This is a genomic window from Micromonospora sp. CCTCC AA 2012012 (assembly GCF_040499845.1).
Classification (GTDB): Bacteria; Actinomycetota; Actinomycetes; order Mycobacteriales; family Micromonosporaceae; genus Micromonospora; species Micromonospora mangrovi.
In genome coordinates, this window is the sequence record NZ_CP159342.1 from 6095228 (window position 1) to 6116335 (window position 21108).

The window sequence follows — 21108 nt, forward strand, 5'->3', positions numbered from 1 at the left end:
TCACCGCCCTCCCGCCCCGGCGGCCAGGTCCACCGGCGCGTCCCGTTCCATCAGCAGTTCGTGCAGGTCGGCGCTGACCCGGGCCACCTCGGCCAGGTGCGCGTTGCGGCCGAGGGTGCGCGGCCGGGGGATGTCCACCGGCACGATCCTGCGGATCCGGCCGGGGCGTGGGCTGAGCACCACCACCCGGTCGGCGAGCAGCACCGCCTCGTCGATCGAGTGGGTGACGAAGACGATGGTCGCCTTCGTCTCCATGTGCACCCGTTGGAGTTCGCCGGAGAGTTCCTCGCGGGTGAGCGCGTCCAGCGCGGAGAAGGGCTCGTCCATCAGCATCACCCGCGGCTCGCCGACGAGGGAGCGGCAGAGCGACACCCGCTGCTGCATGCCGCCGGAGAGCTCGTGCGGCAGGCGCTTCTCGAAGCCGCCCAGCCCGGCGAGGTCGAGCAGCTCGCGGGCGCGTTCCCGGTGCTTCGCCCGGCTCCAGCCGAAGATCTCGACCGGCAGCAGGACGTTGTCCAGCACCGAGCGCCACGGCAGCAGGGCGGGGCGTTGGAACAGCATGGCGATGTCGCGGCGCGGTTTCGTGATCGGCGTACCGGCGACGGTGATCTCGCCGGCGGTGACCGGCAGCAGGCCGGCGACCATGCGCAGCAGGGTGGACTTCCCGCAGCCGGAGCGGCCGAGGACCGCGACGAACTCACCCTCGGCGACGTCGAGGTCGATGCCGCGCAGCGCCTCCACCCGGCCGGACCGGCCTTCGAAGGTACGGGACACGCCGGACAGCCGGATCATCTCCGCCGGTCTCCCTCCTGCTCGACGTCGCGAGTCGGGCAAGGTTAACCGCCATCGCTCCCCATAGCACCGTCCGGGGTGGACTGGTGTCAGTTTCCGTCACGCAACTTCGTTTCCGTTCCGCAACCGGTACGCACGAACACGTTCTGCCAGCCTTCTCGTACGCTGTGCCAGCGAATAGTCCCCTCACGACGGTCCGGACGGCTCCCCCCTCCTGCCGTCACCGTCGGCCCCACGACCCGTCCGGGTGAAGACGACCTGGTCGGAAAGGACATGGTGCACTGATGAGAAGGCTGACCCGTACGGTCGCCGCCGCCGCGCTGGCCACCGCCCTCGCCCTGGTCTCCGGGTGTGGCAGCGACTCGGACAAGTCCGACGCCAAGGCCCCGAACGGTGCCGCGCTGGAGAAGGTGACCTACCTCACCTCCTTCGGCAACTTCGGCCGGGACTCCTACGCCTGGGTGGCGAAGGAGAAGGGGTTCTTTAAGGACGCCGGCTTCGACGTGGAGATCAAGCCCGGTCAGGGCACCGGCTCGGTCATCCAGACCATCGTGGGCGGCCAGGCCGACTTCGGCCCGATCGACCTCACCGGCGGCCTGCTCCAGTTCGGCAACGGCCAGGCCAAGGACTTCGTCGCGGTGGCGGCGATCCAGCAGCGCACCATGGCCGCCATCGTCTCGGTCGAGGGCAAGAACATCGCCACCCCGAAGGACCTGGAGGGCAAGAAGCTCGCCGACGCCCCCAGCTCCGTGGTGAAGAACCTCTTCCCCACGTACGCAAAGCTGGCCGGCATCGACGCCAGCAAGGTGACCTGGGTCAACGGTGAGCCGGCGACGCTGATCGGCACGCTCGCCTCCGGTTCGGTCGACGGCATCGGCCAGTTCGTCGTCGGTCAGCCGACCGTCGAGGCGGTGACCAAGAAGAAGCCGGTGGTGCTGCCGTACAGCAACGTGATGCAGGACCTCTACGGCAACGCGCTGATCACCTCGACCAAGATGGCCAAGGAGAAGCCGGACACGGTCAAGCGCTTCACCGCCGCGCTGCTCAAGGGCCTGGAGTACGCCCTCGCGCACCCGCAGGAGGCGGCGGACATGCTGAAGAAGAACGTGGACGCCACCAACCCGGCCGCCGCGGCCGCCGAGCTCCAGCTGATGGCCGCGTACGTCCGGTCCAGCAACTCCGGCACCGCCCTGGGCACCCTGGACAGCGGCCGGGTCGCCAAGAGCATCGCCCTGCTTCAGGGCGCGGGCGCGCTCAAGCAGAACTTCACCCCCGACCAGATCATCGACTTCGACCTCGCGCCGAAGGCCTGACGGGTCGGTTCGGAGACTCCGGGTGCGGCCCGCCGGGGGGTCCGGTGGGTCGCACCCTTTCGCGTACCGGTCGTCGACCGGCCCTGACGAGGAGGACACGATGGCGGAGCAGGCTCCGACGGTGGCCGGCGCCCCGGCACCCGACGTCGCGCCCCCGCGCCGCGACGGCGTACGCCCGGCGGCGGTGGGGCTGCCGGCACTCGGCCTGGTGATCGCGGTGGGGGTGTGGTGGCTGGTCACCTCGGGCCTGCACCTGGTCCACCCGGCGTCCCTGCCGCCGCCGCAGGCGGTGTGGCGGGCGTTCACCGGGAGCGGGCACGTGCTGCTGCCCGCGCTGGGGATCACCACGCTGATGACCGTGGTCGGCTTCGCGCTCTCCGCGGTCGCCGGGGTGCTGATCGGGATGGCCCTGGCCGCGTCGCGCCGGGCCGAGCGGATGTTCGCGCCCCTGCTGGTGGCGGTCAACGCGGTACCGAAGATCGCTCTCGGCCCGCTGCTGGTGGTCTCGGTGGGCTGGGGGCACAAGCCCATCCTGACCATGGTCTTCCTGCTCTGCTTCTTTCCGATCGTGCTCTCCACCGCGACCGGCCTGACCACCACCCCGGCGGACCTGGCCGAGTTGGCCCGGTCGCTGAACGCCTCGTGGTGGCAGTCGTTCCGCAAGGTGCGGTTCCCGGCGGCGCTGCCGCAGATCTTCGTGGGGCTGAAGGTGGCGATGCCGCTGGCGGCGATCGGCGCGGTGATCGGCGAGTTCTATTCCGACCAGCCGGGCCTGGGCTTCCAGATCCTCCAGTACAACGGCATCGGGGACACCGCGACGGCGTGGGCGGCGATCGTGCTGATCGCGCTGATGAGCATCCTGCTGTACGCCGCGCTCACCCTGGTCGAGCGCCTCGCCCTGCCCTGGGTGCGGGCCACCACCTCGGCCCGCTGACCCTCCCGGTGCGGCCCGCCGGCGGATTCCGGCGGGCCGCGGCGGACGGGCTCAGCCCGAGAGGCGCCAGCGACCGCCCCGGGCGACCAGCGTGGTCAGCGCCTGCGGCATCAGTCCGGAGTGGTTGTCCGGGGTCATCCTGATCGGCCCGGAGAGGCCGTCCAGCTGCGAGGTCTCCAGGACGTCCCGGACGGCCTCGCGGTCCACCTTGCCCGCGGCTCCACCGGCGCGCAGCTCGGCGTCGGCGATGAGCTGGACCGCGTCCGCGGCGAACGAGGAGTAGCCGTTGTAGCTGCCGAAGCGGGCGGTGTAGTCCTGGAACCACTGCCGGCGGGCGGCCTTGGCCGGGGTGGTGGCGATGACGTCGTCGATCACCATGGTCTGGGTGAAGACCAGCGTGGCCCGCTCGACCGAGCGGGCCGAGCCGCCCAGGAAGAGGTCCCCGGCGGCGGACGCGTCGAAGAAGAGCGAACCGGTGAACTTCGCCTGCTGGGCGTTGGCGGCGGCCAGGGACGCCTGCTCCGGTGGGGTCCAGACGACGAGCGCGTCGGGCTTGCGGCCGACCAGCGCGCCGACCTGACTGCTCACATCCGTGTCGGTGGTCCGGACCGACTCGGCGCGCAGCAGCTTGATGCCGGTGCGGGCGAACTGGTTGCGCAGCGCCGAGAGCCCCTCCTGGCCGTACGTGTCGGCGCTGTTGAGCACCGCCACCTTGCGGATGCCGCGCCGGGTCAGTTCGTTGGTCAGGGTGGCCGCGCTGTCGGCGGCGTTGGGGGCCAGTTTGAAGACGTAGCGACGTTCGGCGACCGGCTCGGTGATGCCGCTGGCAGAGGCCAGCGCGATGGTCGGAATCCGCTTGTCGACGATGGTCCGGGCCGCGCCGACCGCGCATTCGTTGCAGCCGCCCATGATGATGGCGCTGACGTGGGAATCGTTGCTGAAATCGTTGATGTTCCGCAAGGATTCACTGGCGTCGGAGCGGTTGTCCTTCACCTTGAGCTCGATCTTCCGGCCGCCGAGCGCGCCGGAGGAGTTCAACTGCTCGACCTTCAGATCCAACGCCCGCTGGTACGCCTTCCCGATGGGCGCGGCGGCACCGGACAGTTCGAGGTCCGCGGCGATGACGATGGGACTGGTGTCCTGCTGCTCCTCGCCGAACTGGCAGCCGGTGAGCGTGGTGGCCAGTACGGCCGAGGCGAGCGCCGCGACGCTCGCGGAGCGGATGGGGCTCAACTTGGGTCCTCCAGGTGCGGCGCGGGCGGAGCCCGGACACCGCCGCTTGTCCGTCCTCAGTGGAGGAACGGGATTGGTCTGCCGTACGGTGTGCGCGAAGCCTGCAAAACCTTGCCAATGCCGGGCCCTGTGGTCAAGCGCGGGTGGTGGAGCTTTTCGGGACGCCCATCCCACATCGTGGGGTAACGGAATGTTTACGAACCATCACTTTGCAGATGCGAGTGACCACTCTGGATATACATCCCCAGTTCAGGGGCGTGGAGAAAAGTAGGTATTTCTTGACCGGATCACGGGTTCCGTCCCCGCCGACCGATTCCTGCCACACCGCCGCTTCCCAAACAGGATCTTCTCTGATGAAATCGCGGCCGTGCCGCGCGTGGCGCTGGCCGCTGCACCAGGCGCGGGTCAGCGGGTCAGGCGTGGAAAGAACGACGGAGGCGATGTCGTGAGCGGACCTACGACCCTGCCCGAGAGCACCGGCGCGGGAGAGCGGAACCGCCGACGGATGCCCCGGATCCGGGATGCCCGCATCCGCTCCAAGCTCGCCCTCATCCTGGTCGTCCCGGTCGCCGCCGTCATCGCACTGGCAGGTATCCGACTCGTCTCGGTCGGTGAGGACGCCTCCGACGCCACCCGGATCCGGTCCCTGACCGCGCTCTCCATCGACATCTCCGCGCTCACCCAGGACCTGCACAAGGAACGCATGGCGGCGGCGACCTACCTGGCCCTGCCGAACCAGCGCCCGGACGACTACAACCTGCGGGTACGCCGTACCGACGAGCGGATCGCCGCGTACCGCGACGAGCGGGGCCGGCTCAACGACCTGCCCGCGGCGGTGCGCGACCGGCTCAAGGTGATCGACGACCACCTGGCCACCCTCAACGGCACCCGCCAGGAGGTGCTCGACCGGCAGCAGATGCCGGTGGCCGAGGCCAGCCTGCGCTACGGCATCATCCTCACCGACCTGGTCGCCTACGGCGACGTCCTGGCACAGCAGCCCGGCGCGGAGAGCCTCGCGGCCGACCTGCGGGCGGTCGCCGCGTTCAGCCGGGCCAAGGCGGCCGTGGCCGAGGAGGAGGCGGTGGCGTACACCGCGCTCCTCGCCGGCCGGGTCGACGACGAACGGTTCTCCTCCTTCGTCGCCACCCTCACCGGGCAGCAGGAGGCCCTGCTCACCTTCTCCCGCTCCGCCGACCCGGACCAGCGGGCACTGGTCGACCGCACCGTCTCCGGCGACGCGGTCACCCTCGCCGACCGGGTGGCCGGCGACATCTCCCGCTCGGTCGGTACGCGGCCGCTGGTGAGGCCGGAGGAGGCCACCGCCGCGATCGGCGCGGTCGACGACCTGATGCGGTGGGCCGAGATCCAGCTCCAGGACGGTCTCCTCGCCGACGCCGAGCAGGCCCGTACCGACGTGATCCGGCAGGCGGTCGTCGAGTCGCTGCTGGTGCTGCTCACCCTGATCATCGCGGTGACCCTCGCCGTGGTGCTGGCCCGCTCGCTCAACCACTCGCTGCGCCGGCTGCGCGAGGGCGCCCTGGCGGTGGCGAACCACGACCTGCCCGACGCGGTCGCCCGGCTGCAGAACGTCAACGCGATCGGCGACGGCGGCGTGGACGAGATCGTCCGGCAGGTCCGCGACCCGATCCGGCTCACCAACCGGGACGAGGTCGGCCAGGTGGCGGTCGCCTTCAACGTGGTGCACCGGGAGGCCGTCCGGGTCGCCGCCGAACAGGCCGCGCTGCGGACCAGCGTCTCGGCGATGTTCCTCAACCTCGCCCGGCGCAGCCAGAACCTGGTCGACCGGATGATCGGCGAGCTGGACGCGATCGAGCGCGGCGAGGAGGACCCGAAGCGCCTCGCCCAGCTCTTCGAACTCGACCACCTGGCCACCCGGATGCGTCGCAACGACGAGAACCTGCTGGTCCTGGCCGGTGCCGACTCGACCGTGCCGCGCCGCGACGACGCCCTCCTGGTGGACGTGCTGCGGGCCGCCCAGTCCGAGGTGGAGCTCTACAACCGGATCGAGTTCGGCACGGTCGACACCGACATCTCCGTCGCCGCGCACGCCGTCAACGACGTCGTCCGCCTGGTCGCCGAGCTGCTCGACAACGCGACCCGGTTCTCCCCGCCGAACACCACCGTGGTGGCCGACGGCCGCCGGATCCGCGACTACGTGCTGATCCAGGTGGAGGATCGGGGCCTCGGGCTGACCGACGAGCAGATGGACTCCCTCAACCGGCGGCTGGCCGCGCCGCCGAGCGTGGACGTGGCGGCGTTCCGGCTGATGGGTCTGGCCGTGGTGAGCCGGCTCGCCTCCCGCTACGGCATCCGGGTGGAGCTGCGTCGCAACGTCGAGGGCGGCACCGTCGCCCAGGTGACCCTGCCGAACTCCACCGTGGTCCTGCCGGCGGGTCGGGGCCGCGACCAGGCCTCGCTGACCCGGCCGCGGCAGCCGGCGGCCGTCGAGCAGACGCCGCTGACCCCGCTCGGCCAGTCCGACCCGCTGGTCGGCGCCGGTCGTACCGCGACGCTGACCGAGCAGTGGCGCAGCGCGGCACCGGCGGCGCCCGCCCCGTGGCAGGCCCCGGCCGAGCCGCGGGAGACCGCCCCGGCGGTGCAGTTCGGCGGCACCGACGCGCTGCCCCCGCTGCCGGTCGCCCCGGTCTCCGCGCCGCCGGTTCCCGCGCAGCCCGCCTTCGCCGACAACGGCGGGGTCTCGGTGGGCACGCCCACCGTCGCGTACTCCACCCTGCCGCCGCTGCCCAAGCGGACCCCCGGCAGCGCCGACGCCCCCGCCCCGATGACGTCCGCCTTCGCGGCCGCCGCACCGTCGGCTGCCGCACCGTCGGCTGCCGCACCGTCGGCCGCCGCGGCGCCCGCCGCCCCGGTGCTCCCGGTCGGCCCGGTGGCCGGTGCGACCGCCGCCGCCAGCCCGCCGAGCGTGCCCGTGGCGCCGGCCGCCCCGGTCCTGGCCCGGCCGGCCCTCCCGGCCGAGGCGCCGATCTTCCGGGAGATGGAAGCGGTCTGGTTCCGCTCGCACGGCGACGACGCGACGGCCATCTTCACCCGTCCCGACTTCGACCAGCCGCCGGCCGCGGCGGCACCGCAGCCGGCCGCCGCGCCCGCACCGCAGCCGGTCGCGACCCCGGCCCGGCCGCCGCTGGCCACCCGGACCCCGGGCGCCCAGGCGGACGGCGGCGGGACCACCCAGCCGCCACCGCCGTCGTACACTCCGCCGTCGGCGTCGCCCGCCGCCCCCGTACCCCCGCCCGTGACGCCCGTGTCGGCGCCGCCGGCGGTGGATCCGGAGGCCTGGCGGACGGCGGCCGACGAGGGGTGGAACCGGGCGTCGAAGGCCGCCGAGCCGGCGACCGCCGGGACCACCCGCTCCGGGCTGCCGAAGCGGGTGCCGCAGGCGCAGCTCGTGCCCGGCGGCATCGAACCGAAGGGCGGCCGGGACCGCAGCCGGCGCACCCCGGACGAAGTACGCGGCCTGCTCTCCGCCTACCACCGCGGTGTGCAGCGCGGCAGGACGGCCGGCGCGGACCTGAACAGCACCTCGACCAAGGAGACGAACCGATGAACAGGCCAGCGGCCATGCAGGACATGGGTTGGCTGCTCACCAACTTCGCCGACAGCGTGGCGGGCATCGCCCACGTGGTGGCGGTGTCGGCGGACGGGCTGCTGCTCGCGTCCTCGCGGGACCTGCCCGGGGACCGGGCCGACCAGCTCGCCGCCATCACCTCCGGCGTGGTGAGCCTGACCGAGGGTGCCGCGCGGATGTTCAGCGCGGGCGGGGTGCTCCAGACGGTGATCGAGATGGACAGCGGCTACCTGTTCCTCATGTCGATCAGTGACGGCTCCTCGATGGCGGTGCTCGCCGCGCGCAGCTGTGACGTGGGCCAGGTCGGCTACGAGATGGCGCTGCTGGTGGAGCGGGTCGGCGCGGCCCTGGTCCCGCTGCCCCGGGACGCCGTCCGGTCCTGACCACGCACGTCACAGGGGAAAGGTGATCCGGAGCCGACCCGGCTCCGTACGGAGGGAGGTGATCGCGAATGGACCAACGGCGGGACCCGCGCGGCGCGCTGGTGCGACCGTACGCGGTCACCCGTGGCCGCACCGAGCCCCTCCAGGACATCGCCCTGGAAGCGGTGCTGTCGTGCACTCCCACCCAGGTCGCCGAGTCCCGCTTCGCCGGGCACGACAAGTACCGCATCGCCACGGTCTGCGAAGGCCGGGCACAGTCGCTGGCGGAGATCGCCGCGTACACCCGGATGCCGCTCGGCGTCACCCGGGTACTGGTCGCCGACCTGGTGGCCGAGGGCCTGCTGACGCTACACACTGCCGCTCCCGCTGAGGGGTTCGAGGAGCGGATGAACCTGCTTGGAAGGGTGCTAAGTGGACTTCGCGAACTATGACCCCGCCGGGGCACGCCGCAGCCGGGAGATCATCTCCGCGAAGATCGTCGTCGCGGGTGGCTTCGGCGTGGGCAAGACGACCCTGGTCGGTGCGATCTCCGAGATCACACCGTTGACCACCGAGGCGTTGATGACCGCCGCCGGCGTCGGCATCGACGACCCGTCCAAGGTGCCGGGCAAGGAGACCACCACGGTCGCCATGGACTTCGGCCGGATCACCATGGCGCAGGACCTGATCCTGTACCTGTTCGGCACGCCGGGCCAGACCCGCTTCTGGTTCATGTGGGACGAGATCATCCGGGGTGCGGTGGGCGCGGCCGTGCTGGTCGACACCCGGCGGATCACCGACGCCTTCGCACCGCTGGACTACTTCGAGAACCGCAACCTGCCGTACGTGGTGGCGCTGAACCGGTTCGACGGTGCCCCGCAGTACGAGCTGGAGGAGGTCCGCGAGGCGCTCGCCATCTCGCGCGACGTGCCGCTGGTGCAGTGCGACGCCCGACACCGGGACTCGGTCAAGCAGGTGCTGGTGACGGTCGTCGAGCACGCCATGCTGCGCCTCCAGGCGGAGCACGGCCGGGGCTACCCGGCCCCCGTCGGCTGAGCCGGCGACCCGGCTCCCGGACGGGCCCCTTCGCCACCCCGGTGGGAAGGGGCCCGTCCGTCAGTCGACCCGGAGCCGGTAGCCGCGCTTGACGACGGTCTGCACCACCCGGGGGGCCCGCAACCCCACCCGGAGCCGGGCCACCGCCATCTCCACCGCGTGTTCGTCAGCGCCGCGCGGCAGCGTACGCAGCAGCGCGGTCCGGGACAGCACCCGACCGGGGGTGGCGGCGAGCGCCCGCAGCACCGCCATCGGCGCGGGGGCGAGCGGACGCAGTTCCCCGTCGACCACGGCGGCGTGCCCGCGCAGGGTCAGCAGGTGCCCGGCCGCCTTGACGGTGACCGTGCGGCGGGGCAGCTCGTCGACGATCTGCCGGACCAGGGCGCCGAGCCGGGCCCGGGCGGGGGCGCTGACCGGCACCCCGCGCCGGACCAGGGGTTCCGCGGTGACCGCGCCGACGCAGCTGGCCAGCACGTCCCCGCGCAGCGCCGCCAGCACCGTCTCGGTACGGTCCCCGGCCGCCCGCAGCAGCGCCTCGGCGGCCGGCGCGGAGGTGAACGTCACCGCGTCCACCAGCCGCCCGGCGACCAGGTCGATCAGCCGGTGCAGCGGGGCCGGATCGGTCGGCGGGGCCCACCGGTAGACGGGCACCTCGATCACCGTCGCCCCGGCCGCCTCCAGCGCCTCGGTGCACTCCGGCTGCCGGTCGCCGTGCAGCTGCATGGCGACGACCTGCCCGGCCACTCCGCGCCGGCACAGGTGGGCGATCACCTCCTCGCAGCTCTCCGAGTCGGGCGACCACTGGTCGTGCAGCCCGGCGGCCCGGATCGCGCCGCGCGCCTTGGGGCCACGGGCCACCACGTACGACCGGCCGAGCACCGACCGGAGCGGCTCGGCGAGCCCCCAGCCCTCGGCCGCCTCCAGCCAGCCGCGCATCCCGATGCCGGTGTTCGCCATCAGCACGTCCGGCGGCCGGTCCAGGCAGGCCCGGGTGGCCTCGCGCAGGTCGGTGTCGTCGGCCAGCGGCACGATCCGCAGGGCGGGGGCGAGCACCACCCGGGCGCCGCGCCGCTGGAGCAGCGCGGCCAGCTCGTCGCGGCGCCGGTCGGCGGTCACCCCGATCGTGAAGCCCGCCAGTTCGTCCGCCATCACTCCTCCTGTCGCAGCCGCACCTCGACCACCCCGTCCCGGCAGCGGACCTCGTGCCGGCGCAGCAGCACGCCGGAGAGGTCCAGGCAGCGCCCGGTCCGCAGGTCGTAGACCTGCTTGTGCAGCGGGGACGCGAGCGTGGGCACGCCGGCCCGGCTGCCGACGATGCCGCGGGACATCACGTACGCGCCGCCGACCGGGTCGAGGTTGTCCACCGCGTACAGCTCGCCGCCGGTGCGGAAGAGGGCCACCTGCACGCCGTCGACCAGCGCGGCGACGCCCCGGTCGGGGTCCAGCCGGTCCAGCCGGCAGACCGGCGTCCAGGTGAGGGTGTCGAGGGTGATCATCCGCGTACCTCCGGGAGTCCGAGCGCGACCGGCTGCCGCCGGCGTTCCGTGGTGGCCGTCGGCGTGCCTGCCGGTACGGGCTGGCCGCGTTCGACGGCGAAGGTGATGGAGGGGTCCGGCACGTCCGGCGCGTTGACGAAGGAGGTGAAGCGGCGCAGCCGGTCCGGGTCGTCGAGGACGTCCCGCCACTCGTCGGAGTACGACGCGACGTGCCGGGCCATCGCCGCGTCGAGGTCGGCGCAGAGCCCGAGGGAGTCGTCGACGATGACCGCGCGCAGGTGGTCGAGGCCGCCCTCCATCGCCTCGATCCAGGCGGCGGTGCGCTGCAACCGGTCGGCGGTGCGGACATAGAACATCAGGAACCGGTCGATCAGCCGGACCAGTTCCGCGGTGCTCAGGTCGGTGGCGAAGAGGTCGGCGTGCCGGGGCCGGAAACCGCCGTTGCCGCCGAGGTAGAGGTTCCAGCCGGTGTCGGTGGCGATGATGCCGAAGTCCTTGCTGCGTGCCTCGGCGCACTCGCGGGCGCAGCCGGAGACCGCCGACTTGAGCTTGTGCGGCGCGCGCAGTCCCCGGTAGCGCAGCTCCAGTGCGACGGCCAGCCCGACGGAGTCCTGAACCCCGTACCGGCACCAGGTCTCGCCGACGCAGGACTTCACCGTGCGTAGCGCCTTGCCGTACGCGTGGCCGGACTCGAAGCCGGCGTCGACCAGCCGGCGCCAGATCTGCGGCAACTGCTCGACCCGCGCCCCGAACAGGTCGATCCGCTGCCCACCGGTGATCTTGGTGTAGAGCCGGAAGTCCCGGGCCACCTCGCCGATCACGATCAGCTTCTCGGGGGTGATCTCGCCGCCCGGGATCCGGGGCACCACCGAGTAGCTGCCGTCGCGTTGCAGGTTGGCCAGGAAGTGGTCGTTGGTGTCCTGCAACGACGCCGCCTCGCCGTCGAGCACGTGCCCGGCGCCGAGCGAGGCGAGGATCGAGGCGACCACCGGCTTGCAGATGTCGCAGCCCCGGCCGCGCCCGTGCTCGGCGACGAGCTGGGAGAAGGTGCGGACGCCACGGACCCGGACGATCTCGAACAGCTCCTGGCGGCTGGCGTCGAAGTGCTCGCAGAGCGCGGTGGACTGCCGCACCCCGGCCGCGTCGAGGAGCTGCTTCAGCATCGGCACGCAGGAGCCGCAGCTCGTACCGGCCCGCGTACACGCCTTCAGCGCCGGCACGTCGGCGCAGCCGTCGGCGATCGCCGCGTCGATCTGCTCCCGGGTCACCGCGTTGCAGGAGCAGACCTGCGCCGCCGCGGGCAGCGCGCCCGCCCCGGCCCCCGCGCCGCCGGCCGGCGCCAGCAGCGCCAGCGGGGGACCGGGCAGCGGCCCGCCCACGCTGGCCCGCAACGTCGGATAGGCGCTCGCGTCCCCGACCAGCACGCCGCCGAGCAGCGTCCGCGCGTCGTCGGAGAGGACCAGCTTCGCGTACGACCGGGTGGCCGGGTCGGTGAAGGTGACGTCCAGGCAACCCGGGGTGGTGCCGTGCGCGTCGCCGAACGACGCCACGTCCACCCCGAGCAGCTTCAGCTTGGTGGCGGTGTCCGCGCCGGGGAAGGTGGCCGCCCCGCCGAGCAGCCGGTCGGCGACCACCTCGGCGGTGGCGTAGCCGGGGGCGACCAGGCCGTGGCAGGTGCCGTCGACCGCCGCGCACTCGCCGACCGCCCAGATCCGCTCGTCGGCGGTCCGGCAGGTCGCGTCGACCAGCACCCCGCCGCGCGGGCCGAGCGCCAGCCCGGCCGCCCGGGCCAGCTCGTCCCGGGGCCGGATACCGGCGGCCACCACCACCAGGTCGGCGTCGACCGTGCCGCCGTCGGAGAGGTCCAGCGCGGCGACCGCGCCGTCCGGGCCCGGCCGCAGCGCGGTGGTGGCCACCCCGAGGTACGTGCGCACGCCCAGCTCCTGCACGTAGCGCCGGAGCATCGCCCCGCCCGCCTCGTCCACCTGCACCGGCATCAGCCGGGGCGCGAACTCGACGACGCTGGTCGCCAGGCCGAGCAGGCGCAGCGCGTTCGCCGCTTCCAGGCCGAGCAGGCCGCCGCCGATCACCGCGCCGGTCCGCCGACCCTCGGCGTGCGCCCGGATCGCCGTCAGATCGTCCAGCGTCCGATAGACGAAGACGCCCGGCAGCTCGGTGCCGGGCACCGGGGGCACGAAGGCGGACGACCCGGTGGCGAGCACCAGCGCGTCGTACGGGTGCTCCCCGGCCGCCGTGGTCACCACCCGCCGGGCCCGGTCGATTCCGGTGGCCGGCTCGCCGAGCCGCAGCTCGACCCCGTCGTCGGGGGTGTGCAGGTTCAGCTCGTCGGCGTCCACCCCGTCGAAGAAGGCCGACAGCCGCACCCGGTCGTACGCGGGCCGCCGCTCCTCGGCCAGCACCGTCACCCGCCAGCGCCCGTCGGTGTCCCGGGCCCGCAACGCCTCGACGAAGCGCTGCCCGACCATGCCGTTGCCGATGACGACCAGCCTGCCGCCGTTCATCCCCACCTCCACCGCATCGGGGTCCATCCCGTCACCTCCACCGGGTCGTCGGGTCATCGCTGCCGCCGCCGCGCGGCGGGTCGCCCGGTCATCGGGTCGCCACCGGGTCGGCCTCGGCGAGCCAGCCGGCGATGCCGGCGAGGGCGTCCCGGCAGCCGCCGCAGCCGGTGCCGGCCCGGGTCGCGGTCGACAGCGCGTCGACCGTCCGCGCGCCCGTACGCCAGCAGGCCACCAGCTCGCCCTTGCTGACGTCGTTGCACTGGCAGACCGTCGCCGCGTCCGGCATCAGCGCCGGGGACGCCGCGGGCGCCGCCGGCACCGCGCCGAACGCCCGGCCCAGCAGCAGCGAGCGGCGGTCCGCCGGCACCGGCGCGCCGCGGTCGAAGAGCTGCACCACCGTGCCGACGGCCGGGTTGTCGCCGAGCAGGATCGCGCCGGTCACCCGCTCGTCGCGGATCCGCAGCCGGGCGTACGTGCCCCGGGCCGGATCGGCGAAGGTCAGCTCCTCCACCGGGTCCCCGGCGGGCGGGTCACCCACCGCGTCGCCCATCGCGGCCAGGTCGATCCCGGCCGCCTTGAGCCGGGTCACCGCCGGACGGGGCCGGTAGCGGGCCAGCGGGTCCGCGCCGGCCAGCACCCGGGCCACCACCCGGGCCTGCGCCCAGGCGGGGGCGACCAGCCCGGTCAGCGTCCCGTCGTGCTGGGCGCAGTCACCGATCGCCGAGATCCGCCGGTCGCTGGTGCGCAGCCGGTCGTCCACCACCACGCCCCGGTCCACGGTGAGCCCGGCGGCGGCGGCGAGGGTGGTGTCGGGGCGTACGCCGCAGGAGAGGACCAGCAGGTCGGCGTGGAGGTGGCGGCCGTCGGCCAGGTCGAGGCGGACCCCGTCGGCGTCGGCGGTCACCCCGGTCGCCGGGACCGCCAGCGAGGTCCGCACCCCCAGGCGCGCGAGGGTGCCGGCCAGCACCGCCCCGGCCACCGGGTCGAGCTGCCGCTCCATCAGGTGCCCCGTCGGGTGCACCACGGTCACGGCCAGCCCCCGCGCGGCGAGCCCGCGTGCGGCCTCCAGGCCGAGCAGCCCACCACCGAGCACCAGGGCGCTGCGGGCGGTACGGGCGACGGCGAGGATGCGCCGGCAGTCGTCCAGGGTGCGGAACGGGACCACCCGCTCGGGCAGCGGGTCGAGCCCGGGCAGCGGCGGCACCAGCGCCCGGCTGCCGGTGGCGAGGACCAGGTGGTCGTAGCGGTGCCGGTCGCCGTCGTCGGTGCGTACCTGCCGGGCGGCCCGGTCGATCGCGGTGACCGCCGCGCCGGTCCGCACGTCCACGCCCTGCCCGGCGAGGTCGGTCAGCTCCACGTCCGGCTCGTCGAGCTTCCCGGCGAGCAGGGTGGAGAGCATGATCCGGTTGTACGCCCGGTGCGGCTCCGCCCCGAGCACGGTGACCTTGCGGTCCCCGCCCAGCGCGTGCAGCTCGGCGGCGAGGCGGGCGCCGGCCATGCCGTACCCGACGATCACGATCCGCTCGCTCACGGCTCCGCCCTCTCGACGCGTACGGCGCAGATCTTGAATTCCGGCATCCCGGAGACCGGGTCGACGGCGTCGTTGGTGACCGAGTTGGCGCGGGCCGCGCCCGGCCAGTGGAACGGCGCGAAGACGGTGTCCGGCCGGATCGTCGGCGTGAGCCGGGCCGGTGCGCGCAGCTCACCCCGGCGGGAGACGACGCGTACCTCGTCGCCGTCGGCCACGCCGAGTCGGGCGGCCAGGTCGGGGTGCAGCTCGACGAAGCCGCCCGGGGCGGCCCGGCGCAGCGCGTCGACCCGCCGGGTCTGCGCGCCCGACTGGTAGTGGGCGAGCACCCGGCCGGTGGTGAAGTGCAGCGGATGGGCGGCGTCGACCGGTTCGGCCGCCGGGCGGTGCGTCACCGGCCGGAACCGGGCCCGCCCGTCCGGCGTGGGGAAGGAGTCCACGAAGAGCCGGGGGGTGTCCGGGCCGTCGACCACCGGGCACGGCCAGAAGACACCGGTGTCGGTGTCGATCCGGTCCCAGGTCACCCCCGCGTAGTCCGCCGGACCGCCGGCCGAGGCGCGTCGCAGCTCCTCGAAGACCGCCCGCGGATCCGCCGACCGGGGATCGGACGGGTGGGCGGAAGCGTCCAGCCGGGCGGTGAGGTCGGCGAGGACGGCGAGGTCGGTGCGGACGCCGGGGGGCGGTTCGCGCAGGGCGCGGCGGCGCAGCACCCGACCCTCCAGGTTGGTCATCGTGCCGTCCTCCTCGGCCCACTGCGCGACGGGCAGCACCACGTCGGCCAGCTCGGCCGTCTCGGAGCGCAGGAAGTCGGCCACCACCAGCAGGTCCAGCGCGCGCAGCCGGGACTCGACCCGGGCCGCCCGGGGCGCGGAGACCACCGGGTTCGAGCCGAGGACCAGCAGTGCCTTCGGCCCCTCCGGCGTGCCGAGCGAGTCCAGCAGCTCGTACGCCGGCACCCCCGGCCCGGGCAGCTCGTCGACCGGCACCCCCCAGACCCCGGCCACGTGCGCGCGGGCCACCGGGTCGTCGATCCGGCGGTAGCCGGGGAGCTGGTCGGCCTTCTGCCCGTGTTCCCGACCGCCCTGCCCGTTGCCCTGCCCGGTGAGGCAGCCGTAGCCGGAGCCGGGGCGGCCGGGCAGGCCGAGGGCGAGCGCCAGGTTGATGAAGGCGGTGACGGTGTCCACGCCCTTGGCGTGCTGCTCGGCGCCCCGGGCGGTGAGGATGATCGCCCGGTCGGCGGTGGCGAGCGCCCGGGCGGTGGCTTCCAGGTCGGCCACCGGCACCCCGGAGAGCCGTTCCACCTCGGCCGGCAGGCAGCCGGCGACGGTCCGACGGACCTCGTCGAAGCCGGTGGTGCGGGCGGCCACGTAGTCCCGGTCGAGCAGGCCCTCGGTGAGTGCGATGTGCAGCAGCGCGTTGGCGACGGCGAGGTCGGTGCCGGGCAGCGGTTGCAGGTGCAGGTCGGCCTGGCGGGCGGTGGCGGTGACCCGGGGGTCGACCACGATCAGTCGACCGCCCCGCCGCCGCTGGTCGGCGAGGTGCCGCATCAGCGGGGGCATCGTCTCGGCCGGGTTCGCCCCGACCAGCAGCAGGGTGTCCGCGTGGCCCAGGTCGGTCAGCGGGAAGGGCAGCCCCCGGTCGATGCCGAAGGCCCGGGTCCCGGCCGCCGCCGCCGACGACATGCACCAGCGGCCGTTGTAGTCGATCAGCCTGGTCCGCAGCGTGACCCGGGCGAACCGGCCGAGGGCGTACGCCTTCTCGTTGGTCAGTCCGCCGCCGCCGAAGACGGCGACCGCGTCCCGCCCGTGTCCGGCCTGGACGGTGCGGATGCCGGTGACGATCCGGTCCAGCGCCTCGTCCCAGCTGGCCGGGCGCAGCTCGCCGCCGGGCCGGTCGCGCAGCAGCGGGGTGGTCAGCCGGTCCGGGTGGTCGAGCAGCTCGGCGGCGGTCCAGCCCTTCTGGCAGAGCCCGCCCCGGTTGGTGGGGAACTGCCGGGGCAGCACCTCCACCCGACCGTCGGTCTCGCGCAGCGTCATGCCGCACTGGAGCGCGCAGTACGGGCAGTGCGTGGCCGCCTGGCGGGGCGCAGGCCCCGGTCGGGTCGCCGTCCGTGCACCGTCTGTCATGTCGGCAAAGCGTGCCGTCGGGCAGTTTCCGCTCCGGGTCCCTTCTGTTTCGGTCCTGTCAAGAGCGCCTCACACCGCACGACAGTGACGGAACGGTCCGCACGGTTTAGAATGTGGGACAAAAATCCTGAATAGTGGGAGACATGATGAGTGTGGCGGACGCGTTCGACGCGGTGGCGGGCAGCTACGACCAGGCCCGCCGCCGGCTGGTGCCCTGCTTCGACGCCTTCTACGGCACGGCGGTCGAGGTGGCCGCCCCACCACTGCGGGCGGCGCTGGCCGCCGGGCGTACCCCGGAGGTGCTGGACCTGGGCGCGGGCACCGGACTGCTCTCGCTGCTGCTCGCCGCGGCCGTCCCCGGGGTGCGGCTGACCCTGGTCGACGGCGCGCCCGGCATGCTCGCGGTCGCCGCCGGCCACCTGGCCGAGCGGGGCGTGCCGCACCGCACCGTGCTGGCCGACCTGACCGACCCGCTCCCCGCCGGGCGGTACGACGCCGTCGTCTCCGCGCTGGCGATCCACCACCTCGACGACGACGGCAAGCGGGCGCTCTACCGGCGGGCCGCCGGGGCGCTGGTGCCCGGCGGGGTCTTCGTCAACGCCGAGCAGGTGGCCGGGCCGACACCGGCGCTGGACCGCCGCTACGACGAGGTCTGGACGGCCCGGATCACCGAGCTGGGCTCGGACGCCGAGGAGATCGCCGCCTCCCGGGAGCGGATGCGGTACGACCGGCCGTCGACCGTCGCCGACCAGTGCCACTGGCTCACCGAGGCCGGGCTGACCGACGTCGACTGCTTCTTCAAGGAGTGGCGCTTCGCCGTCTTCGGCGGGACGGCGGTTTGACCGGTTCGACGACCGGTGCGAGCGGGGATGACTGGCGGTCATACCGGTGGGTAGTCTCACCGGCATGACCGCCAAGGTGACACTCTCGTTCTCCGACGAGACGATCGAGGAGGCGCGCCGGTTCGCCAAGCGCGAGGGCCTCTCCCTCTCCGCGTGGATGGACCAGGCCGCCCGGGAGAAGGCGCTGCGCGAGGTCTTCACCGCCCACGCCGCCGCCGTCGAGCGCGCCGGGATCGACCTGGAGTCGGCCGCGCTCGCCGACGCCCAGGAGGTCGGCATGGTCGACGACGTGCTCTTCGGTGGGCGCCCGCGTGCTGCGTAGGGGAGAGGTCTGGCGCATCGAGGGCGCCCGGGAACGGCTCGGCCTGGTGATCAGCTCCGACGTCTACAACTCCACCGACGTGCCGATCGTGATCGTGGCCGAGGTGGTCGACGAGTCGCTGCTGCGCGACTCCCCGCTCGCGGTGCCGATGGACCGCTGGGTGGTGATGCCCGACCGGCTCTCCTCGCCGATGAAGAAGTGGTTCACCGAGTGCGTCGACGTGGCCGACACCGAGACCATGCAGCGGGTCGGCCGGGCGCTGCGGATCCTCCAGGAACTCTGACCGGCTCACCACCGCCGCCGGGCGGACGTGCGATTCCCGTTTCCGGAACGACCCGTCACGGGCACGCCCGGGAAACCGCCCGTTCCTAGCGTCCCCCTCGTCATCGACGAGGAGGAGTCGCCGTGAGCACGCTCGCCCCCAGCGCCACCCTGGCCCCGGCCGCCGCCGGCCGCCGGGCGCCGATCACCGACTGGCGTCCCGAGGACCCGGAATTCTGGCGTACGACCGGAGCGCCGATCGCCCGCCGCAACCTGTACGTCTCGATCTTCGCGGAGCACGTCGGCTTCTCGGTGTGGAGCCTCTGGTCGGTGATGGTGCTCTTCCTCGGCCCCGCGTACGGCATCGATCCGGCCGGGAAGTTCCTGCTCACCGCCGTACCGGCCGCGCTGGGCGGGCTGCTGCGGCTGCCGTACACCCTGGCGGTGGCCCGGTTCGGCGGGCGGAACTGGACCATCGTGAGCGCGCTGCTGCTGCTGGTCCCGGCGGTGCCGATGGCGCTGCTGATCGAGCCCGGGGTGTCGTACTCCACGCTGATGGTGCTGGCCTGCCTGACCGGGGTCGGCGGCGGCAACTTCGCCTCCTCGATGGCGAACATCAACCTCTTCTTCCCGGACCGGCTCAAGGGCCGGGCGCTGGGGCTCAACGCGGGCGGCGGCAACCTCGGCGTACCGGCGGTGCAACTGGTCGCGCTGGCGGTGCTGGCGACGGCGGGGGCCGCGTACCCCCGGTTGGTGCCGGCGGTCTATCTGCCGCTGATCGTGCTGGCGGCGCTGGCCGCGGCGCGCTGGCTGGACACCGTCCCCGGGGCGCGCAACGAGCCCGGCGCGCTGCGCGAGGCCGCCCGGGAACCGCACACCTGGGTGATGTCGGTGCTCTACATCGGCACCTTCGGCTCCTTCATCGGCTTCGGCTTCGCCTTCGGCCAGGTGCTCCAGCTCCAGTTCCACGACCGGTTCCCCACCCCGGTCGACGCCGCCTGGCTGACCTTCCTCGGGCCGCTGATCGGCTCGCTGGTCCGGCCGCTCGGTGGGCAGCTCGCCGACCGGCTCGGCGGGGCCCGGGTGACCTTCTGGAACTTCGTCGCCATGGCCGGCGGCGCGGGGCTGGTGCTGTACGCCGCCCGGGACCGGTCCCTCCCGCTCTACCTGGCCGGGTTCCTGGCGCTCTTCGTCCTCTCCGGGATCGGCAACGGGTCGACGTACAAGATGATCCCGGCGATCTTCCGGGCCCGGGCCGCCGCCGAGGCGGAGCTGACCGGCGACCGGGAGGCGGCCGACCGGCGGGCCCGGCGGCTCTCCGGGGCGCTGATCGGCATCGCGGGCGCGGTCGGCGCCGCCGGCGGGGTGCTGGTGAACGTGGCGTTCCGGCAGTCGTTCCTGACCGCCGGCACCGCCGACGCGGCCTACCTCGCCTTCATCGCCTGGTACGCCCTCTGCTGCCTGGTGACCTGGCTGGTCCACCTGCGGCCGGGGTCCCGCCGACTGGCCGGCGTGTGACCTCTGCCATGATGAACCCGCAGGCCACGCGGGCCGACCCCCCGTTTTGACCTGTCGACACGACGCCGGGTATCGTTGCCTGCTGTTGTACGACATTCAGAGGCGTGCCGCATCAGGTACGCTTGGTCGTTCGTGCGCGCTGGCCCGGCCGGGGAAGCCCTGGTCACCTCGGCGCGCGACCCCAGACCGACGACGAGACAAGGTAGACCTGTGCGTACGTACAGCCCGAAGCCGGGTGAGATCGAGCGTCAGTGGCACGTCATCGACGCCTCTGACGTCGTGCTGGGCCGCCTCGCGACCCACGCCGCCACGCTCCTGCGTGGTAAGCACAAGCCGACTTTCGCGCCGCACGTCGACACGGGCGACTTCGTCGTCATCGTGAACGCGGGCAAGGTCGCGCTGACCGGCAACAAGCGCCACACCAAGATCGCCTACCGCCACTCCGGCTACCCGGGCGGTCTGAAGCAGGTCGGCTACGACGAGCTGCTGACCAAGCGTCCCGAGCGGGCCATCGAGCTGGCCGTGAAGGGGATGCTCCCGCACAACAAGCTCGGCCGTCAGCTGATCAAGAAGCTGAAGGTCTACGCCGGTGCCGAGCACCCGCACGGCGCGCAGCAGCCGGTGCCGTTCGAGATCAAGCAGATCGCGCAGTGAGCGCGGGCGAAGGAAACAGCATGACCGACATCACCGAGACCGAGGTCGCCCCCGAGGCCACCGAGGCGCCGGCGCCCGTCGCCCGCGCGCCGCGTGGTGACCGCCCGATCCAGACCGTGGGTCGGCGCAAGGAGGCCATCGTCCGGGTGCGTATCGTCCCCGGCAGCGGTAAGATCACCTGCAACGGCCGCGACCTCGAGGCCTACTTCCCGAGCAAGGTGCACCAGCAGCTCATCAAGGACCCGCTGGTCACCGCCGAGAAGCCCGAGGCCTTCGACGTCATCGCGAACCTGCGGGGCGGCGGCACCACCGGCCAGGCCGGTGCGCTGCGGCTGGCCATCGCGCGGGCGCTGATCGTCAACGAGCCCGACGACCGCCCGGCCCTCAAGAAGGCCGGCTTCCTGACCCGTGACGCCCGGGTCAAGGAGAGCAAGAAGTACGGCCTCAAGAAGGCCCGTAAGGCTCCTCAGTACTCGAAGCGCTGATCACCACCAGCGCGTTGTACTTCTGACGGACGGCCGGTCCGCCTCCCCTCCACTCGG

19 protein-coding genes are annotated in these 21108 nt (G+C 73.5%); 12 read left to right on the plus strand and 7 right to left on the minus strand.

Annotation, left to right across the window (positions count from 1 at the left end; genetic code table 11):
• Window positions 1–792 (minus strand): ABC transporter ATP-binding protein, encoded by a 792-nt coding sequence (locus tag ABUL08_RS27675; RefSeq protein ID WP_350932952.1) that lies wholly within the window; start codon window positions 790–792, stop codon window positions 1–3.
• Window positions 793–1076: 284 nt separating this feature from the next.
• On the opposite strand from ABUL08_RS27675, the gene ABUL08_RS27680 reads away from it, so the two are divergent.
• Complete coding sequence (locus ABUL08_RS27680) at window positions 1077–2105, plus strand: ABC transporter substrate-binding protein (RefSeq protein WP_350932953.1); 1029 nt, start codon at window positions 1077–1079, stop codon at window positions 2103–2105.
• 100 nt (window positions 2106–2205) lie between these two features.
• Window positions 2206–3039 carry an ABC transporter permease gene (locus tag ABUL08_RS27685; RefSeq protein ID WP_350932954.1) on the plus strand — a complete coding sequence of 278 codons (834 nt, stop codon included), beginning with the start codon at window positions 2206–2208 and terminating at the stop codon, window positions 3037–3039.
• A gap of 51 nt (window positions 3040–3090) precedes the next feature.
• On the opposite strand, the gene ABUL08_RS27690 is transcribed toward ABUL08_RS27685, so the two are convergent.
• Window positions 3091–4272 (minus strand): ABC transporter substrate-binding protein, encoded by a 1182-nt coding sequence (locus ABUL08_RS27690; RefSeq protein ID WP_350932955.1) that lies wholly within the window; start codon window positions 4270–4272, stop codon window positions 3091–3093.
• 445 nt (window positions 4273–4717) lie between these two features.
• On the opposite strand from ABUL08_RS27690, the gene ABUL08_RS27695 reads away from it, so the two are divergent.
• From ABUL08_RS27695 to ABUL08_RS27710, 4 genes are all read left to right on the plus strand, one after another.
• Window positions 4718–7858, plus strand: a complete 3141-nt coding sequence (locus ABUL08_RS27695; protein ID WP_350932956.1) for a sensor histidine kinase — start codon at window positions 4718–4720, stop codon at window positions 7856–7858.
• On the plus strand, window positions 7855–8262 hold the full coding sequence (locus ABUL08_RS27700) for a roadblock/LC7 domain-containing protein (protein ID WP_007465177.1): 408 nt from the start codon (window positions 7855–7857) through the stop codon (window positions 8260–8262). Before ABUL08_RS27695 ends, ABUL08_RS27700 begins: the two co-directional genes overlap by 4 nt.
• 68 nt (window positions 8263–8330) lie before the next feature.
• Window positions 8331–8693: a DUF742 domain-containing protein gene (locus ABUL08_RS27705; protein WP_350932958.1), complete on the plus strand. Its 363-nt coding sequence runs from the start codon at window positions 8331–8333 to the stop codon at window positions 8691–8693.
• The gene (locus ABUL08_RS27710) at window positions 8674–9297 is read left to right on the plus strand and encodes a GTP-binding protein (protein ID WP_350932959.1); all 624 of its coding nucleotides are present in this window, start codon (window positions 8674–8676) and stop codon (window positions 9295–9297) included. Before ABUL08_RS27705 ends, ABUL08_RS27710 begins: the two co-directional genes overlap by 20 nt.
• A 60-nt stretch (window positions 9298–9357) precedes the next feature.
• Here ABUL08_RS27710 and ABUL08_RS27715 read toward each other — a convergent pair whose 3' ends face one another.
• The 5 genes from ABUL08_RS27715 to ABUL08_RS27735 all read right to left on the minus strand — a co-directional run bounded on the left by ABUL08_RS27715 (window position 9358) and on the right by ABUL08_RS27735 (window position 16969).
• Window positions 9358–10446 carry a uroporphyrinogen-III synthase gene (locus ABUL08_RS27715; protein ID WP_350932960.1) on the minus strand — a complete coding sequence of 363 codons (1089 nt, stop codon included), beginning with the start codon at window positions 10444–10446 and terminating at the stop codon, window positions 9358–9360.
• The gene (gene nirD / locus ABUL08_RS27720; RefSeq protein ID WP_350932961.1) at window positions 10446–10793 is read right to left on the minus strand and encodes a nitrite reductase small subunit NirD; all 348 of its coding nucleotides are present in this window, start codon (window positions 10791–10793) and stop codon (window positions 10446–10448) included. Before nirD ends, ABUL08_RS27715 begins: the two co-directional genes overlap by 1 nt.
• Window positions 10790–13315: a nitrite reductase large subunit NirB gene (gene nirB, locus ABUL08_RS27725; protein WP_350938875.1), complete on the minus strand. Its 2526-nt coding sequence runs from the start codon at window positions 13313–13315 to the stop codon at window positions 10790–10792. Before nirB ends, nirD begins: the two co-directional genes overlap by 4 nt.
• An 88-nt stretch (window positions 13316–13403) precedes the next feature.
• On the minus strand, window positions 13404–14846 hold the full coding sequence (locus tag ABUL08_RS27730; protein WP_350932962.1) for an FAD-dependent oxidoreductase: 1443 nt from the start codon (window positions 14844–14846) through the stop codon (window positions 13404–13406).
• Window positions 14843–16969, minus strand: coding sequence for a molybdopterin oxidoreductase family protein (locus ABUL08_RS27735; RefSeq protein WP_350932963.1), 2127 nt, complete (start codon window positions 16967–16969; stop codon window positions 14843–14845). Before ABUL08_RS27735 ends, ABUL08_RS27730 begins: the two co-directional genes overlap by 4 nt.
• Before the next feature lie 146 nt (window positions 16970–17115).
• Between ABUL08_RS27735 and ABUL08_RS27740 the strand changes: the two genes are divergently transcribed.
• The 6 genes from ABUL08_RS27740 (at window position 17116) to rpsI (ending at window position 21051) form a co-directional block, all read left to right on the plus strand.
• Complete coding sequence (locus ABUL08_RS27740) at window positions 17116–17811, plus strand: class I SAM-dependent methyltransferase (RefSeq protein ID WP_350932965.1); 696 nt, start codon at window positions 17116–17118, stop codon at window positions 17809–17811.
• A 64-nt stretch (window positions 17812–17875) separates the two neighbouring features.
• Window positions 17876–18133 carry a DUF6364 family protein gene (locus ABUL08_RS27745; RefSeq protein ID WP_350932966.1) on the plus strand — a complete coding sequence of 86 codons (258 nt, stop codon included), beginning with the start codon at window positions 17876–17878 and terminating at the stop codon, window positions 18131–18133.
• Window positions 18111–18416: a type II toxin-antitoxin system PemK/MazF family toxin gene (locus ABUL08_RS27750; protein WP_350932967.1), complete on the plus strand. Its 306-nt coding sequence runs from the start codon at window positions 18111–18113 to the stop codon at window positions 18414–18416. Before ABUL08_RS27745 ends, ABUL08_RS27750 begins: the two co-directional genes overlap by 23 nt.
• Before the next feature lie 122 nt (window positions 18417–18538).
• Window positions 18539–19912 (plus strand): MFS transporter, encoded by a 1374-nt coding sequence (locus ABUL08_RS27755; protein WP_350932968.1) that lies wholly within the window; start codon window positions 18539–18541, stop codon window positions 19910–19912.
• A gap of 210 nt (window positions 19913–20122) precedes the next feature.
• A complete protein-coding gene (gene rplM, locus ABUL08_RS27760) occupies window positions 20123–20566 on the plus strand; it encodes a 50S ribosomal protein L13 (RefSeq protein WP_242794454.1) in 444 nt (147 codons plus the stop codon).
• Window positions 20567–20586: 20 nt separating this feature from the next.
• Window positions 20587–21051, plus strand: coding sequence for a 30S ribosomal protein S9 (gene rpsI / locus ABUL08_RS27765; RefSeq protein ID WP_088998399.1), 465 nt, complete (start codon window positions 20587–20589; stop codon window positions 21049–21051).
• Window positions 21052–21108: the final 57 nt, after the last annotated feature.

Coding starts and splice junctions, on each gene's coding strand:
- ABUL08_RS27705 (WP_350932958.1), top strand. CDS start 8,331: ATGGACCAACGGCGGGACCCGCGCGGCGCGCTGGTGCGACCGTACGCG.
- ABUL08_RS27700 (WP_007465177.1), top strand. CDS start 7,855: ATGAACAGGCCAGCGGCCATGCAGGACATGGGTTGGCTGCTCACCAAC.
- nirD (WP_350932961.1), bottom strand. CDS start 10,793: ATGATCACCCTCGACACCCTCACCTGGACGCCGGTCTGCCGGCTGGAC.
- ABUL08_RS27685 (WP_350932954.1), top strand. CDS start 2,206: ATGGCGGAGCAGGCTCCGACGGTGGCCGGCGCCCCGGCACCCGACGTC.
- ABUL08_RS27740 (WP_350932965.1), top strand. CDS start 17,116: ATGAGTGTGGCGGACGCGTTCGACGCGGTGGCGGGCAGCTACGACCAG.
- ABUL08_RS27735 (WP_350932963.1), bottom strand. CDS start 16,969: ATGACAGACGGTGCACGGACGGCGACCCGACCGGGGCCTGCGCCCCGC.
- ABUL08_RS27715 (WP_350932960.1), bottom strand. CDS start 10,446: ATGGCGGACGAACTGGCGGGCTTCACGATCGGGGTGACCGCCGACCGG.
- nirB (WP_350938875.1), bottom strand. CDS start 13,315: ATGAACGGCGGCAGGCTGGTCGTCATCGGCAACGGCATGGTCGGGCAG.
- ABUL08_RS27675 (WP_350932952.1), bottom strand. CDS start 792: ATGATCCGGCTGTCCGGCGTGTCCCGTACCTTCGAAGGCCGGTCCGGC.
- ABUL08_RS27745 (WP_350932966.1), top strand. CDS start 17,876: ATGACCGCCAAGGTGACACTCTCGTTCTCCGACGAGACGATCGAGGAG.
- ABUL08_RS27680 (WP_350932953.1), top strand. CDS start 1,077: ATGAGAAGGCTGACCCGTACGGTCGCCGCCGCCGCGCTGGCCACCGCC.
- rpsI (WP_088998399.1), top strand. CDS start 20,587: ATGACCGACATCACCGAGACCGAGGTCGCCCCCGAGGCCACCGAGGCG.